Source organism: Mycobacterium sp., assembly GCF_049683355.1.
Lineage (GTDB): Bacteria > Actinomycetota > Actinomycetes > Mycobacteriales > Mycobacteriaceae > Mycobacterium.
In genome coordinates this window covers 1-16,077 of record NZ_JBAUJB010000356.1, presented here as the reverse complement: position 1 = coordinate 16,077, position 16,077 = coordinate 1, and the positions used below count along the sequence as shown (strand labels likewise).

Sequence of the window (16,077 nt, the reverse complement as noted above, 5' to 3'; positions counted from 1 at the left end):
CCGCGCAGGTCCGCTCGATCGAACGCCGAGTGCCGGCGTCGGTGTACGTCACCGTCGACGTCGGCAACGGGTGCGACGATGACCAGCCCCTGGGTGGTGGCCCTGATCACCGTCGTGCTGATCGCCTCGAGCGCGTTCTTCGTTGCCGTGGAGTTCGCATTGATCGCCGCGCGGCGAAGCCGCTGGAAGACGCCGCGGCCACCAGCGCCTCCGCCAGGGCGGCACTGCGCAGTGCCAGCGAACTGTCCCTGCTGCTCGCCGGGGCGCAGCTCGGCATCACCGCCTGCACGCTGCTGCTGGGCGCGATCACCAAACCCGCAGTCCACTACGCGATCACACCGCAGCTGGACAATCTCGGTGCCACGACGTGGGTGGCCGACATCGGCGGCTTCGTACTCGCCCTGGCGATCGTCACGTTCCTGCATCTGGTGATCGGCGAGATGGCCCGAAGTCTTGGGCGATCGCCCACCCGGAACGATCGGCGACGATGCTGGCGTTGCCGATGCGGGGGTTCATGTTCCTCACGCGGCCGCTGCTACGCGTGCTCAACCACGCCGCCAACTGGTGCCTGCGCCGCGTGGGTGTCACCCCGGTGGACGAATTGGCCGACAGCCAGGACCCCGACGCGCTTCGCCAGCTGGTGGAGCATTCGGCGACCGTCGGCACACTGGACGAGCGTTACCACGCCAACCTGACCAGTGCGCTGGAACTCGAGGCGCTCACCGTCGGGCAGCTGGCCGGTCGTGACGCCGAATACAGCTCCGTCGGGCCGATGCCACGCCGTCGCAGATCCAGGAAACCTCCCAGAAGACAGGGCATCTGCGGTTGTTGGTCCGCGACGGCGGGGCCACTGTCGGCGTCGTTCACGTCCGTGACAGCCTGTCCGCGTCGGGACGCGCACGGGACCTGATGCGCCCGGTGCTCACGCTGCCCGAGAAAACACCGGTCTACGAGGCGCTGCGGCTGATGCGAGAGACCCGCAATCACCTGATCGTGGTCGATGGCCCCTCGGGGCGAGGCCTGTTGACACTGACCGACCTGTTGCACCGGCTGCTACCGACCCAGGCGGCCTGACACTCAGCCCGGCGCGGCCGCCGTGGTGCCGCCGGCCAGCTCCGGCACCCGGGTGGCTCGTACGTAGACGGTGTCCCCCTCGTTGAGGCTCAGTGCCTCGGCGTCACCACGGGTGATCTGCGCGGTGAACGGGGCCTGCGTCGCGGCGTTGATGAGTTCGACTCGGACTTCGAAGCCCAGCAGCACGATTCGGTCGACTGTCGCCCTGGTGACCCCGGCGGCCTGCAGGGACTGGTCACTGGCGGCGACGGCCATCTCCGGGCTGAGTCCCACGCGGATGTCGTGCGGCCGAACCAGCACGCCGTTGAGGGTGGACACCGCGCCGAGAAACGACATGACGAACGCGTTGGCGGGGGTGTCGTAGACCTCGGCGGGGGAACCGACCTGTTCGATGCGGCCCTTGTTGAGCACCGCGATCCGGTCGGCGACGTCGAGTGCCTCCGACTGGTCATGCGTCACCAGCACGGTGGTGACGTGTACTTCGTCGTGCAGACGGCGCAACCAGGCCCGCAGATCCTCGCGGACCTTGGCGTCCAGCGCGCCGAACGGTTCGTCGAGCAGCAACTCCTTCGGGTCGACGGCCAGTGCGCGGGCCAGCGCCATGCGCTGGCGCTGGCCGCCGGAGAGCTGGTTGGGGTAGTGTCCCTGGAAACCGGCCAGCCCACCACTTCCAGCAGATTGTCGACCTTCTCCTTCACCTCGGCTTTCGGCTTTCGCCGGATCTTCAGCCCGAACGCCACGTTCTCCCGCACCGTCAGGTGCTTGAACGCGGCGTAATGCTGGAACACGAAGCCGATCCCGCGTTTCTGCGGCGGGATATGGGTGACGTCGCGGCCGTTGATCGTGATGGTGCCGCTGTCGGGCTCGTCGAGGCCGGCGATCGCACGCAGCAGCGTCGACTTCCCGGAACCGCTGGGGCCCAACAGCGCTGTCAGCGATCCCGCCGGCACGACGAAGTCGATGTCGTCCAGCGCGGCGAAGTCGCCGTAGCGCTTGTTGGCGCCCTTCACTGTGATCGCGTACGTCATGGCCGTCTGACTCCAGAACCCTTCGTCGCTCTCATTGTGCGGCCCGGGTGCGACGAGCATCGAGAACGACCTGTGCGACGAGCACCAGGACCGCCACCGACATCAGCAGCGTCGAGAGGGCGTAGGCACCGTATTCGGCGCCCCGGTTGTACCGGTCTGCCACCAGCAGCGTCAGGGTCTGCGACTGCCCCGGCAGGTTCGCCGCCACCATCAGCACCGCACCGAACTCCCCCAGCGTGCGGGCGACGGTCAGCACGATGCCGTAGGTCAGACCCCACCGGATGGACGGCAGCGTGATGCGCCAGAACGTCTGCCACCACTGTGCGCCCAGTGTCGCCGACGCTTCCTCCTGGTCGGTACCCAACTCGTGCAGCACGGGTTCGACCTCACGGATCACGAACGGCACCGTGACGAAGACGCTGGCGAGCACGATGCCCGGCAGGCCGAAGATGACCGTGATTCCGAGGTCGTTCTGCACGAAGCCGAACAGCCCGTCGGACCCCCACAACAGGATCAACGCCACACCCACGACGACCGGCGACACCGCGAAAGGCAGGTCGATGACCGCCTGCAGGACACTTTTGCCACGGAAGCTGTTGCGCGCCAGAACCAGTGCGGTCGGGACACCGAACAGCACGTTGAGCGGCACCACGATCGCGACGACGAGCAGCGACAACTGCAACGCCGAGATGGCCGCGGGCGTGGAGATCCAGTCGAAGAACACCCCGAGCCCCGGTGACAGCGTCCGCCACAGGATGAGCCCGACCGGCACGGCCACCAGAACCCCGATGTAGCCCAACGCGAGCCACCGCAGCAGACGGCGGGTCGACGGCGACAGCGTCATGCGGCCAGCTCCTGCCGCTTGGCCACCTTGGCTCCGACAGCGCGCAGGATGAACAACAGGAGGAACGAAATCGACAGCAACACAATCGAGATGGCGGCGGCGCCGACCTGGTCGTCGTTCTCGATCAGTGTCCGGATCCACTGCGAGGACACCTCGGTCTCGCCGGGGATGGCGCCGCCGATCAGCACCACTGAACCGAACTCGCCGATGGCCCTGGAGAAGGCCAGCCCGGCACCCGACAGCAGCGAGGGCAGTATCACCCTGGTCAGGATGGTGTAGTTGTTGGCGCCCAGGGACGCCGCAGCTTCCTCGACCTCGCGGTCCAGCTCGAGCAGCACCGGTTGCACGGAGCGGACCACGAACGGCAGCGTGACTAACAGCAGCGCGATGCCGACGCCCCACATCGTGTGTTGCAGATGGATGTCGACCGGACTGCTGGGCCCGTAGAGGGCCAGCATCACCAGGCTGGCGACGATGGTGGGGAGCGCGAACGGCAGGTCGATGACGGCGTCGACGAACCGCTTACCCCGGAACTGGTCGCGCGTCAGCACCCAGGCGACGAGCACCCCGAACACCGCGTTGACGACCGTGACGCACCGAGATCGTCACCGTCACGCGGAACGAGGCGACGGCGGCCGGCGAGGTGACGGCCGACCGGAACGCCTCCCAGCCACCGCCGGCGGACTGCCACAGGATCGCGGCCAGCGGCAGCAACACGATGGTCGACAGCCACATCGTGGCCGCCCCGACCCGCAGCGAAGTGCTTCCGTATCGGCGGTTGTTCAGCCCCGCGGGGCTTTCCGGGCCAACCGCCGTGGTCATCCCGTCGCCTGCTTGTAGATCTTGGTGATGACGCCGTGGTCCTTGTCGAACAGTTCGGGATCGACCTTCTCCCAGCCGCCCAGGTCGTCGATCGTCCACAGCTTCTCCGAGGCCGGGAACTTGTCGGCGAACTCGGCCAGCACGGCCGGGTCGACGGGCCGGAAGTTGGCCTCGGCCCACAACGTCTGCGCCTCCGGGGTGAACTGGAAGTTCACGAAGTCTGTCGCCTTGTCCCGGTGCCGACTGGTGGTGACCACCGCCACCGGGTTCTCGATCTTGAAGGTCTGCGGCGGGTTCACGTACTCGAGATCAAAATTGAGCGCCTCGTTCTCGTACGCCAGCAGCACGTCGCCGCTGCCCTGCTCGAACACATCGGTGGCTTCGCGACCCGACGCCGGACGCAGCTTGACGTGCTCGGTCACCAACTCGTCGACGAACGCGGCGCCCGCCTGCGGGTTTCGGCCGCCGTCACTGGCCCAGGCGTAGGGCGCCAACAGATTCCACTTGGCCGCGCCTGAGCTCAGCGGGCTCGGGGTGATGACCTCGACCCCCGGTGCCAGCAGGTCGTCCCAGTCCCGGATGTTCTTGGGGTTGCCGGGCCGCACCGCGAAGCTGACCACCGAACCGAACGGAATGCCTCGGGTGGCGCCGGCGTCCCAGTCCTCGCTGACCTTCCCGACCTCGACCAACCGGGCGATGTCGGGCTCGACCGAGAAGTTCACCAGATCGGCGGGCTTGCCGTCTTCGACGGCGCGCGACTGGTCGCTGGAGGAGGCATACGACACGGTGACCGCCACACCGGCACCCTCCTCGGTGTCGGCAAAAGCGGGAGCCACTTTGGCCCACCCGGGCTCCGGAACGGCGAACGCGGCCATCGTCAGGGTGGTCTCGGCGTCGGACGGACCGGCGCCCTCGCCGACCACGTCGCTGGGTCCACCACCGCAGGCCGTGAGAAGGGTCACCGACAGGGTCGCAACGACCCCCGTGCGCCACCGGGACGCGGCCGCCATCACCGGGTGAGCAGCCACATGACGATGACGAGGACGATGAGCGCGACCAGCGCCAACGTCACGCGCGACCGCGGCATGCCGCTCATGAGTCTGCTCCTTCGTTGTCTGCGGCGTCCCCGTGGCGGCGGAACCGCCGACGCAACCGGATCCCGTTGCCCAGCGCGCCGTCGAGCAGCACCGCGATGCCGTACGCCAGCGTGAGCACCAACGGCATCACCACCACCGTCTGCACGACGAACGGCAAACCGGTGAGCCACAGCTCCACACCGTCCCACCAACTGAGGAAGCCGTTCACCCGGTCAGACTATGCGTCCTCCCGATCACCGGACACACCCGGTGTTCTGAGTAGACGACGGGGTGCCCGGCAGTCGATGATGTGCCAATGGCTTTGCAGCAAACCGAGGCTTCTGACGGAACGGCCGGCGACGGGCACCCGACCTTCACCGAGGTGCCCGAACCGTGGACCTACACCGGAACCCTGCTGCGGAACCCGTTCCCCCCCATCGCGGACTACGCCTTTCTGTCCGATTGCGAGAACACCTGCCTGATCTCGTCGGCCGGCTCGGTGGAGTGGCTGTGCGTGCCGCGGCCCGATTCGCCGAGCGTGTTCGGGGCGATCCTGGACCGGGGCGCAGGACATTTCCGGCTGGGCCCCTACGGGGTGTCGGTGCCCGCGGCCAGGCGCTACCTGCCGGGCAGCCTGATCCTGGAGACCACCTGGCAGACCCACACCGGTTGGCTCATCGTGCGCGATGCGCTGGTGATGGGCCCGTGGCACGACCTCGAGACCCGGTCCCGCACCCATCGCCGCACCCCGATGGACTGGGATGCCGAGCACATCCTGCTGCGCACCGTGAAGTGCGTCAGCGGCACCGTGGAAGTCCTGATGAACTGCGAGCCGTCGTTCGACTACCACCGTGTCAGCGCCGGCTGGGAGTACTCCGCCCAGGCGTACGGGGAGGCGATCGCGCGGGCCAACAAGAACCCGGACTCGCACCCGACGCTGCGGTTGACCACGAACCTGCGCATCGGCCTGGAAGGCCGCGAAGCGCGGGCGCGGACCCGGCTCAGCGAGGGCGACAACGTGTTCGTGGCGCTCAGCTGGTCCGGGCACCCGGCCCCTCAGACCTTCGAGGAAGCCGCCGACAAGATGTGGAAGACCAGCGAGTCCTGGCGCCAGTGGATCAACGTCGGCGACTTCCCCGACCATCCGTGGCGGTCCTACCTGCAGCGCAGCGCGCTGACGCTGAAGGGCCTGACCTACTCCCCGACCGGCGCGCTGCTGGCGGCACCGACCACGTCGCTGCCGGAAACGCCCCAGGGCGAACGCAACTGGGACTACCGCTACGCCTGGGTGCGCGACTCGACGTTTGCGCTGTGGGGCCTGTACACCCTGGGGCTGGACCGCGAGGCCGACGACTTCTTCGCGTTCATCGCCGACGTCTCCGGCGCCAACAACGGCCAACGCCACCCGCTGCAGGTCATGTACGGCGTGGGCGGTGAACGCAGCCTCGTCGAGGAGGAGCTCAACCACCTCTCCGGCTACGACAACGCCCGCCCGGTCCGGATCGGCAACGGCGCCTACAACCAGATGCAACACGACATCTGGGGCACCATGCTCGACTCGGTCTACCTGCACACAAAGTCCCGCGAGCAGATCCCCGAGACGCTGTGGCCGGTGCTCAAGGAACAGGTCGAGGAGGCCATCAAGCACTGGCGTGAACCCGACCGCGGGATCTGGGAGGTGCGCGGCGATCCCCAGCACTTCACGTCGAGCAAGATCATGTGCTGGGTCGCGCTCGACCGCGGTGCGAAGCTGGCCGAGCTGGAGGGGGAGAAGTCCTACGCCCAGCAGTGGCGGGTGATCGCCGAGGAGATCAAGGCCGACATCCTCGAACACGGTGTCGATTCCCGCGGGGTGCTCACGCAGCGCTACGGCGACGACGCACTGGACGCCTCGCTGCTGCTGGCGGTGCTCACCCGTTTCCTGCCCTCCGACGACCCCCGCATCCGCGCCACCGTGCTGGCCATCGCCGACGAGCTCACCGAAGAAGGCCTGGTGCTGCGCTACCGGGTCGAGGAGACCGACGACGGTCTGACCGGCGAGGAGGGCACCTTCACGATCTGCTCCTTCTGGCTGGTGTCGGCGCTGGTCGAGATCGGCGAGTTCCACCGGGCCAAGCATCTGTGTGAGCGGCTGCTGTCGTTCGCCAGCCCACTGCATCTGTATGCCGAGGAGATCGAGCCCCGCACCGGTCGCCACCTGGGCAACTTCCCGCAGGCGTTCACCCACCTGGCCCTGATCAACGCCGTGGTGCACGTCATCCGCGCCGAAGAAGAAGCCGACACCTCCGGCAACTTCCAGCCGGCCAACGCCCCGTTCTAGCTGACGCCGCGTCAGAACATCGCCCGCAGACCCACCAACCCGACGGCCCCGAGCAGGGCCGCCGAGGGCAGCGTGATCACCCAGGCCAGTGCGATCGGCCGCATCAGTCCCCAGTTGGTCGACCGGTTCACTATCCCGACGCCCAGCACCGCGCCGATCAGGATGTGAGTGCTCGACACCGGCAATCCGAGGATGGTTGCGCCCATCACCACCGCGGCCGCGGAGAGCTCGGCGGAAAATCCCGACGCCGGGTGCATCTGGGTGAGATTGGTGCCGACCGTCGCGATGACGCGGCGCCCGATGAACCACAGGCCGGCGACGAGGGCGACACCGAAGGCGAGCATCGCCGCCGGCGGCACGGCGGCCTCGCTCTCGGCCGCGGCGGAACGGAAGACGTCCAGGATCGCGGCGAACGGCCCGATGGCGTTGGCGATGTCGTTGCTGCCGTGGCTGAACGCGAAGCCCGATGCGGTGAACACCTGCATCCAGCTGAACATCAGGAACGTCGACTGGGGCAGGGACTCCCCCTTGAGGGTCTTGGCGAAGATGAACGTCGCCATCCACACCGCTGTGCCGACCATGCCGATGATGAAGTAGTTGTTCATCGTCGACAGCCCCAACTCCATGTTCTTGAGGCCCTTGAACAGCAGCATCGCCGAGATGACCATCGCTCCGAACGCGGCCAGCAACGGCACCCAGGTTTGCATGGCCTTGAACGCGTCGATCGACTTGGCCTTGGCGTCGATCTCCTGCAGTTCCCGGTAGTAGTCGGACTCCATCTCGTCCGGACCGAAGTCATCGCGGTTTGCGGCGACGGCGTCGCGGGCCAGCGCACCGGTGTAGGCGATCTGCTGGATCTCACTGAGCCGTTCGAACGCCTCCTTGTGCCTGTCGCGGTGTGCGATGCGTTCCTTGCGGTCCTCCTGCAACCGCTCGTCCGCCCGGTCGTTGTAGGTCAGGATGTGGCGCTTGATGGTGCCGTAGAGCAGGTAGGCGACCGCCCCACCGAGCAACGGAGAGCACCCATGAGATCGCGATCTGACCGATCTGGTCCCACTGCACCATGTCCCACGCGGAACTGCCCTGCCCCGACACGAAGCCGAGCATCAACGCGGCGCCGACGATGCCGCCGATGATCGAGTGCGTGGTGGACACCGGGTAACCCATCCGGGTGGCGAACAGCAGCCAGGTGGCGGCGGCGAACAAGGCGGCCATCATGATGAACACGAAGTCCATCGGGGAGACCTGCACGATCGTCAGGTCGACGATGCCGCTGCGAATGGTGTCGGTGACGTCGCCTCCGGCGATCACCGCGCCGCTGACCTCGAAGATCGCAGCCACCAGCAGGGCCTGTTTCATGGTCAGGGTGCCGGCGCCGACGCTGGTCCCGAACGAGTTCGCGACGTCGTTGCCACCGATGTTGAACGCCATGAACAGGCCCAACACCGTCTCGACGACGAGGATCAGCTTGCCGGACGCGGAGTCCACGTAGCCGAAAGACCACCAGGTGAAGGCGCCGAAAGCGACGGCGAGCATCAATCCGAAGGACAGGTGCCAGTTGCGGTCGGCACCGAGAAAGCGGCGGTCCGCGGGCGTGGACGGTGCTGAGGTCGTGGGTGCGCTCACCCGGGAAAAGTATGCAGATCAGGAAATCAGCCGGAACCCGGACGGTGAACGACCGTGGAACAACCCGCTACTCCGGCCCACATTGGCGATCATCGCCGCCGCGACCTCGGCGGCTTCGTCGGTGATGCGGTACCCGCAGGCCCACGCCTCCACCGTCAGGTTGGAGACCAGCGTCACGGCGTGCTGACAACCCCAGCCGTCGGCACCTTCCTGGCGGGCGACCTGGGTGATCATCGTGTCACCGACGTCGACGTCGTCGAGTTCCCAGAGGTAGTCGCCGTCGCCCACCCCGATCGCGCTGTTGGCGCAGTCTGTCCAGATCGCGGTCGACGTGTCGAAGAATTGCCTCGCGTTGGCGGCGGCCGGATACAACACTGCCGTCTGCTCGACCCAGTGGTCGTTGTCGTCGGTGGGTTCGCGGGCCACCTGATCGCGGACCGCCGTCCAGTCCGTGCCCGCGTACACCGGTTCCTCGGCGCCGTACACCGCGCCGAGGCAGTCCGGGTCGGACACCTGCGCGGAATGGTCGGTCATCTCGTCGAGGTCGCTGGTGACCTCCAGCTGCGCCGAACCCATGATCGCGTTGAGCTCACCGATGGTGAGCAGGACGGCGTCCAGGTCGGCCTCGTCCAGCGGCGGAGCGTCCACCGGGACGCCTTGGGCCGCACTCTGACGGGTCGCCGTGCCCGCCACCGTGCTCACGCATCCCGTCAGCAGCACCGCTGCCGCGAGCACCGCGCCGACGGCGCCCACGCGGCAGTTCGGGAGCAGCGTCACCACGTGATCGGTCGGGGGCACCAGGGCATTGTTCCCCGCCGGGCACGGCTTCCGTCAGCGCTGCGCCGCGATCTTGTCGAGGATGAGTTCGGCGACGCCGACGGCCGGCTCGTCGCCACCCAGCGCGCGGGGGTCGGTCAGCTCCACGTCGACGACACAGTCTCCCACCACCCCGAGAGCCCGCGAGGTGGCCGGCGAACCGGGACCTGCCGATGCGTGCAGCACGCTCGCCGAGACCACCCGCTCGTTGATCGCGACGCCGGAAACCCTGCTCAGCTCGCCGGCTCCCGGTCCGGCCTGCTGCAGCGACACGGTCTGACCGTTGCAGCGCCGCCACTGGTCGGTGATCGTGGCGAAGAACGCCTGCGCGTCGGCGGTGCCGGCCATCTGCACCACGCCGAAGAAAGCGGACACCGGCGGCCCGTCGAAACCACCGCCGGCCCAGGAGCCGGTGGCCACCGACTGCACGTGGCCGGCGTCGTACACGATCTCCTGGAGTCGGTATGCGGTGCCGACGCAGTGCACAGGGGTCGCCTGCACCGCGTCGACGCTGCGCAGCAGCATGTCCGCGTCACCCTCGACGAGCTGTCCCATCAAACCGTCGGGTCCGGTCCCCAGCGTCGCGGACAGTTCCTGTGCGCTCGGCAGGAACTGCCCTAGCGGAATCGACCTCGAGGGCTGGGCGGCTTCGACGATGCGCACCACCGGCCGCTGGTCGACCGGCGCGCCCGCACAGCCGGCGAGGGCCAGGCACGCGGCCGACAGGACGGCGACGCTCGTCGCACGCGGTGTGGGCATCACACATCGATAGCAGGTCGGGCACCGACGCGCGACCGCTTCGGCACTACTTCTTGCTCGCCTTGTCCGCAGGCGCATCGCTGGACAGCGCCGCGACGAACGCTTCCTGCGGCACCTCGACCCGGCCGATGGTCTTCATCCGCTTCTTGCCTTCCTTCTGCTTCTCCAGCAGTTTGCGCTTACGCGTGATGTCACCGCCGTAGCACTTGGACAGGACGTCCTTGCGGATGGCCCGGATGTTCTCGCGGGCAATGATCTTCGAGCCGATCGCAGCCTGCACCGGCACCTCGAACTGCTGACGGGGGATGAGCTCTTTGAGCTTGGTGGTCATTTTGTTGCCGTAGGCGGCCGCCGAATCCTTGTGGACGATGGCGCTGAACGCATCGACGGCCTCACCTTGGAGCAGGATGTCGACCTTGACCAGCTGGGCTTCCTGTTCGCCTGCCTCCTCGTAGTCGAGGCTGGCGTAGCCGCGGGTGCGCGACTTCAGCGAGTCGAAGAAGTCGAAGATGATCTCCCCCAGCGGCATGGTGTAGCGCAGCTCGACCCGTTCCGGCGACAGATAGTCCATGCCGCCCAACTCGCCGCGCCGCGACTGGCACAGCTCCATGATGGAGCCGATGAACTCGCTGGGCGCGATGATCGTCGTCTTCACCACCGGCTCGAACACGGTGCGCACCTTGCCTTCCGGCCAGTCCGACGGGTTGGTCACCGTCAGTTCTGTTTCGTCGTCTTTGATCACCCGGTAGACGACGTTGGGCGATGTCGAGATCAAATCGAGGTCGAACTCGCGTTCCAGGCGCTCCCGGGTGATCTCCATGTGAAGCAGGCCGAGGAACCCGCACCGGAAGCCGAACCCGAGCGCCACCGACGTCTCCGGCTCCCACATCAGCGCGGCGTCGTTGAGCTGGAGCCGCTCCAGCGCGTCGCGCAGGTTCGGGTAGTCGGATCCGTCGACCGGGTACAGGCCGGAGTAGACCATCGGTCGCGGCTCCCGGTAACCCGTCAGCGCGTCGGTCGCACCGTTGCGGGCCACCGTGACGGTGTCACCCACCTTGGACTGCCGGACGTCCTTGACACCGGTGATCAGGTACCCGACCTCGCCGACGCCGAGACCTTCGGTGGCCTTGGGCTCCGGGGAGACGATGCCGACTTCCAGGAGTTCGTGGGTGGTCCCGGTGGACATCATCTTGATCTTCTCGCGGGGGCTGAGCTTCCCGTCGACCACTCGGACGTAGGTGACGACCCCGCGATAGATGTCGTAGACGGAGTCGAAGATCATCGCCCGCGCCGGGCCACCGGCGTCGCCGACCGGCGCCGGGATCAACCGGACCACCTCGTCGAGCAACTCGGTGACACCTTCCCCGGTCTTACCGGAGACCCGCAGCACGTCGCCCGGTTCGCACCCGATGATGTGGGCGATCTCGGCGGCGTAGCGGTCCGGGTCGGCGGCGGGCAGGTCGATCTTGTTGAGCACCGGGATGATCGTCAGGTCGCGGTCGAGGGCCAGGTACAGATTGGCCAGCGTCTGTGCCTCGATCCCCTGGGCGGCGTCGACCAGCAACACCGCCCCCTCGCATGCCTCCAGGGCGCGGGACACCTCGTAGGTGAAGTCGACGTGGCCGGGCGTGTCGATGAGGTGCAGCACGAACTCTTCACCCTTGACGCTCCACGGCAACCGCACGTTCTGCGCCTTGATGGTGATGCCGCGCTCCCGCTCGATGTCCATCCGATCCAGGTACTGGGCGCGCATGTCCCGGTCCGCGACAACGCCCGTGATGCCGAGCATCCGGTCGGCCAGCGTCGACTTGCCGTGATCGATATGGGCGATGATGCAGAAGTTCCGAATCTGCGCCGGCGCAGTGAAGGTCTTGTCGGCGAAGCTACTGATGGGAATCTCCTGGTTGACCGGTTTTGTCTGCTTGGGCAGGCCAGACCAGAGTATCGAGCACAGGCCTTCCCGACACAATCCAGCGTGCCGGCATGCGCCTATGCTCGGTCGGTATGGCGTCATCGTCATCGGGTTGGAGGACGATTCAGCGGTTCGTGCGCAAGAACACCGAGAACATCGTCTTCAACGAGGCCCCGAAACTCGTCCGCCAACTGCAGAGATCCGAGACCCTTCAGCGCGGCATCCAGCAGGGCATCCGGATCGGCCTGGAGACCCTGGCAGGCTCGCCCGACGCTCAGACACCTGCGCTCCCCGCCGGTCGACCGGTGGCGCACAACCTCGTCCCGACCGCACACCGTGCTCGCAGGGTCGTGTACTCACCGGATCTCGACGGCCAGGCCGACCCGGGTGAGGTCGTATGGACCTGGGTGGTCTACGAGGACGACCCGACCCGGGGCAAGGACCGTCCGGTGCTGGTCGTCGGCCGGGATCGCCGCATCCTGCTCGGCCTGATGCTGTCCAGTCAGGACCACCACCACGACGATTCGAACTGGGTCGGCATCGGCAGCGGCAGCTGGGACCACGAGGGGCGCCCCAGCTGGGTGCGCCTGGACCGGGTGCTCGACGTCCCCGAGGAAGGCATCAGGCGCGAGGGCGCGATCCTCGAACGTGAGGTGTTCGACATCGTCGCGGCCCGGTTGCGCGCCGATCACTCGTGGAGCTGACCGTCAACCGCCCAGCACCGGCCATGCCAGACCCGCGGCCACCCCCAGAGCCAGGCTGAGTCCGGCGGCCACGACAGCCGCACCGGCCGACCAGCGGTGCGCGGTGAACACGTCGTCCTCGGGCCCCCGCTGGACCGCCGGGATGATCCAGCGCAGGTAATAGAACAGGCTGACCAAGGTGTTGACGAACACGGCCACGACAAGCCAGGTGGCATCCCCCTCCCACGCGGCGGCGGTGGTGGTGAGCTTGCCGATGAACACCGCGGTCGGCGGGGTACCGACCAGCCCGAGCAGCGCGACGATGAGGGCCACGGCGATCCACGGCCGCGACCACATCAGCCCGCGGTAGGCCTGCAGGTCGCGCAGCCGAGGCAGCGCGGTCGACACCGCGAACGCCGCGCTGTTGGTCAGCATGTAGGCGCCCAGGTAGAACAGCAGCGCGGGCTGCGCCAGTTCGGCGCGGCCGGCGACCGCGACCGGCACCAGCAGGTAACCCACCTGGCTGACGGTCGACCAGCCCAGCAGCCGCCGGGGGTCGGTCTGCCAGAACGCGGCCAGGTTGCCCAGCGTCATGCTCGCCACCGCCAGCACCGCGATCAGCAACACCCAGTCGACGGTGTCGGGCAACGTCTGCACCAGCCGGTAGATCGCCACCACCGCGCCGACCTTGGGCACCGTGGTGAGGAACAGCGCTGCGGTGCCGGTGGTGGCCTGCGCGGCATCGGGCACCCAGAAGTGAGCGGGCACTCCGCCGGCTTTGAACAGCAACCCGCCCAGGACCCCGACCGACCCGGCCGCCACGACCGCGGCGGGGGCACCGGCCAGCTCGGTGGCCATCTCGGGGTACCAGGTGCTGCCGGTCATGCCGTAGAGCAACGTGACGCCGAGCAGCAACAGGATGCCGAACAGCGCACCGAGCAGGTAGGCCTTCATCGCGGCCTCCGCGGCCTGCGGCGAGCGGGCCACCCCGATCAGCGCGTACAGCGGGATGCTGGCCAGGAGGTAGCCGGCGGCCAGCACCATCAGGTCCGCCGCGCCGGCCAGCACCAGCACCCCGCTGGTGGCGAACAGCAGCAACGCGTAGGTCTCGCTCTCGCGGGGCGACCCCGCGATCTCATCGCCGGCCACGGCGAGCACCAGCAGTGCGCCGACGGAAGCCACGATCCGCGCCACCCCGGTCGGGGTGTCCACGGCGAAGGTGCCGTCGAACGCCGCGGCGTCCGGTCCGGTCAGCTGGACCGCGGCCACGGCGGCTGCGGCGGTCAGCGCCGCCGCGGCCACTACCCTGCCCCACCATTGGCGGCGGCGTCCCAGAAACGACCCGCCGAGGAGCACGGCCAGCCCGGCGCTGAAGACCAGGATCTCCGGCAGCATCAGCGACAGCTGCATCCCGGTGTGGGAGGGCACCGGCTACCGCCCGACGAGTGTGACGAGTGTGTGCGCGGCCGGCTCGATCGTGTCCAGCAGCACCCGGGGCAGCAGACCGATCACCACCGATAGCGCCAACAGCGTTGCGGGTGGCCACATCTCGAAGCGGCGCAGGTCGGTGAAGCCGTCCGACAGACCTGCCGTGGCACCGGTGAACAGCCGCTGGAAGGACCGCAGGAACAGCGCGGCGGTGATCAGGATGCCGGGCAGCGCGATGGCGGTGACGGGCGCGGCGGCGATGCTGCCGGTGAAGATCTGGAACTCGGCGATGAACCCGGAGAAGCCCGGCAACCCCAGTGACGCGAAGGCCCCCACCGCGAACAGCGCGGCGAGCTTGGGCGCGGGACCGGCCAGGCCGCCGTAGTCGGCCATCCGGTAGCTGCCGGTGCGGGTGTAGAACACCCCGGCCAGCAGGAACAGTGCCCCGGTGATCAACCCGTGGCTGACCATCTGGGTCACCGCCCCGGTGACGGCGATGTCGCGGGCCTGGGCGGTGCCCGTCGCGGTCAGGCCCGCGGCGCCGACGGCGAGCACCACATAACCCATGTGGTTGACCGAGGTGTAGGCGATCATCCGTTTGAGGTCCTGTTGGGCCAGTGCGACCAGCGCGCCGTACAACACCGACACCACACCGACGGCGATGATCACCCACGCCCAGTCCTGCCAGGCCTGCGGCAGCATCGGCATCGCGATACGCACGAAGCCGTATGTCCCCATCTTCAGCAGTACCGCCGCCAGCACGGCGGAGCCGATGGCCGGGGCGTCGGTGTGTGCGGGCGGCAGCCAGGTGTGGAACGGGAACGTCGGCGTCTTGATCAACAGCCCGATCAGCACCGCGGCCAGCACCAGCCCGCCGGCCACGGGCCGGCCGGCCAGAGGTGTCACCGCTGTCAGTTCGACCATGTCGAAGGTGTGCGGTTCGGCACCGATGTAGAGGCCGATGAAGCCGACCAACAACGCCAGCGACCCGAGAAAGGTGTAGAGGAAGAACTTCAGCGCCGACCGACCGGCGTCGCCGTGGCCCCAGCCGGCGATGACGAAGTACATCGCGACGATCGACAGGTCGAAGAAGACGAAGAACAGGATGAGGTCGGCGGCGACGAACAACCCGAGGCTCACCGTCTGCAGGAACAGGAACAGCGCGGCCTGGGCGCGCGGGCGGTCGCTGTCGCGCAGGCTGTAGACCGCGCACGCCAGGAAGATCACCGCGGTCATCGCGACCAGCGGCAGTGACAGGCCGTCGACGCCGACGTGATAGCTGCTGTTGACGCCGGGCATCCACGCCACCTGCTCGTCGAAGGCCAGGGTGTTCGGCGGCGGGGTGTCATAGCGCCACCACATCGCCGCGACCATCCCGACCTCGACCGCGGTGACCGCCACCCACGACCAGCGCACCGCTGCGTCGCTCAGCGCCGGGACTGCGAGCAGCACCAGGGCCGCGGCCAGCGGCAGGAACACGATCAGACTGAGCACATTTCACCTCACGTGAGCAGTAGGAAGACGGCGACGACGACCATGACCGCAGCGGCCATGTAGTACTGGTGCAGTTGACCGGTTTGCGGTCTGCGGGCCAGTTCGCCCAGCCGTCGGGTGAGCGCCGCCGACGCCTCGACCGCACCGTCGATGCCGCGGTGGTCGGCGCCGGCCAGCCGGTCGGCGGCCCAGCGC

General features: G+C 68.0%; 12 protein-coding genes and 4 pseudogenes. 3 read left to right on the top strand and 13 right to left on the bottom strand.

The features are described from left to right. Nucleotides 1-78: 78 nt before the first annotated feature. Nucleotides 79-1,074 (top strand): annotated as a pseudogene (locus WA944_RS20470) (CNNM domain-containing protein). Between the two features lie 3 nt (nucleotides 1,075-1,077). Here the strand turns inward: WA944_RS20470 and WA944_RS20465 are convergent. The 6 genes and pseudogenes from WA944_RS20465 to WA944_RS20440 all read right to left on the bottom strand — a co-directional run bounded on the left by WA944_RS20465 (nucleotide 1,078) and on the right by WA944_RS20440 (nucleotide 5,073). Beyond that, complete coding sequence (locus WA944_RS20465) at nucleotides 1,078-1,677, bottom strand: sulfate/molybdate ABC transporter ATP-binding protein (RefSeq protein WP_526647291.1); 600 nt, start codon at nucleotides 1,675-1,677, stop codon at nucleotides 1,078-1,080. Then, a pseudogene (locus WA944_RS20460) lies at nucleotides 1,678-2,102 on the bottom strand (ATP-binding cassette domain-containing protein); the annotation flags it as partial. 31 nt (nucleotides 2,103-2,133) lie between these two features. Then, on the bottom strand, nucleotides 2,134-2,946 hold the full coding sequence (gene cysW / locus WA944_RS20455; RefSeq protein ID WP_526371333.1) for a sulfate ABC transporter permease subunit CysW: 813 nt from the start codon (nucleotides 2,944-2,946) through the stop codon (nucleotides 2,134-2,136). After that, nucleotides 2,943-3,768 (bottom strand): annotated as a pseudogene (gene cysT, locus WA944_RS20450) (sulfate ABC transporter permease subunit CysT). The gene cysW and the pseudogene cysT overlap by 4 nt, the downstream one beginning before the upstream one ends. Then, a complete protein-coding gene (locus WA944_RS20445) occupies nucleotides 3,765-4,778 on the bottom strand; it encodes a sulfate ABC transporter substrate-binding protein (protein ID WP_526371341.1) in 1,014 nt (337 codons plus the stop codon). Before WA944_RS20445 ends, cysT begins: the two are co-directional and overlap by 4 nt. 82 nt (nucleotides 4,779-4,860) lie before the next feature. Continuing rightward, the gene (locus WA944_RS20440) at nucleotides 4,861-5,073 is read right to left on the bottom strand and encodes a hypothetical protein (protein ID WP_526371335.1); all 213 of its coding nucleotides are present in this window, start codon (nucleotides 5,071-5,073) and stop codon (nucleotides 4,861-4,863) included. A gap of 87 nt (nucleotides 5,074-5,160) precedes the next feature. On the opposite strand from WA944_RS20440, the gene WA944_RS20435 reads away from it, so the two are divergent. Further along, nucleotides 5,161-7,164, top strand: coding sequence for a glycoside hydrolase family 15 protein (locus WA944_RS20435; protein ID WP_526609983.1), 2,004 nt, complete (start codon nucleotides 5,161-5,163; stop codon nucleotides 7,162-7,164). Between the two features lie 11 nt (nucleotides 7,165-7,175). On the opposite strand, the pseudogene WA944_RS20430 reads toward WA944_RS20435, so the two are convergent. From WA944_RS20430 to lepA, 4 genes and pseudogenes are all read right to left on the bottom strand, one after another. After that, nucleotides 7,176-8,790: pseudogene (locus tag WA944_RS20430) on the bottom strand (inorganic phosphate transporter). 18 nt (nucleotides 8,791-8,808) lie between these two features. Then, entirely contained in the window at nucleotides 8,809-9,588 is a 780-nt protein-coding gene (locus WA944_RS20425) for a sensor domain-containing protein (protein ID WP_526371073.1), read from the bottom strand. A gap of 33 nt (nucleotides 9,589-9,621) precedes the next feature. Next, complete coding sequence (locus tag WA944_RS20420; RefSeq protein ID WP_526371075.1) at nucleotides 9,622-10,365, bottom strand: sensor domain-containing protein; 744 nt, start codon at nucleotides 10,363-10,365, stop codon at nucleotides 9,622-9,624. A 46-nt stretch (nucleotides 10,366-10,411) separates the two neighbouring features. Beyond that, complete coding sequence (gene lepA / locus WA944_RS20415; protein ID WP_526609986.1) at nucleotides 10,412-12,334, bottom strand: translation elongation factor 4; 1,923 nt, start codon at nucleotides 12,332-12,334, stop codon at nucleotides 10,412-10,414. 35 nt (nucleotides 12,335-12,369) lie between these two features. On the opposite strand from lepA, the gene WA944_RS20410 reads away from it, so the two are divergent. Then, nucleotides 12,370-12,981: a type II toxin-antitoxin system PemK/MazF family toxin gene (locus tag WA944_RS20410; RefSeq protein ID WP_526372381.1), complete on the top strand. Its 612-nt coding sequence runs from the start codon at nucleotides 12,370-12,372 to the stop codon at nucleotides 12,979-12,981. 3 nt (nucleotides 12,982-12,984) lie between these two features. On the opposite strand, the gene WA944_RS20405 is transcribed toward WA944_RS20410, so the two are convergent. The 3 genes from WA944_RS20405 to WA944_RS20395 all read right to left on the bottom strand — a co-directional run. Continuing rightward, a complete protein-coding gene (locus WA944_RS20405) occupies nucleotides 12,985-14,370 on the bottom strand; it encodes an NADH-quinone oxidoreductase subunit N (RefSeq protein ID WP_526372385.1) in 1,386 nt (461 codons plus the stop codon). Between the two features lie 21 nt (nucleotides 14,371-14,391). Next, nucleotides 14,392-15,882, bottom strand: a complete 1,491-nt coding sequence (locus WA944_RS20400) for a complex I subunit 4 family protein (protein WP_526372382.1) — start codon at nucleotides 15,880-15,882, stop codon at nucleotides 14,392-14,394. 8 nt (nucleotides 15,883-15,890) lie between these two features. Next, a partial coding sequence (locus WA944_RS20395) for a hypothetical protein (RefSeq protein ID WP_526647289.1) occupies nucleotides 15,891-16,077 on the bottom strand: 187 nt, incomplete at its 5' end.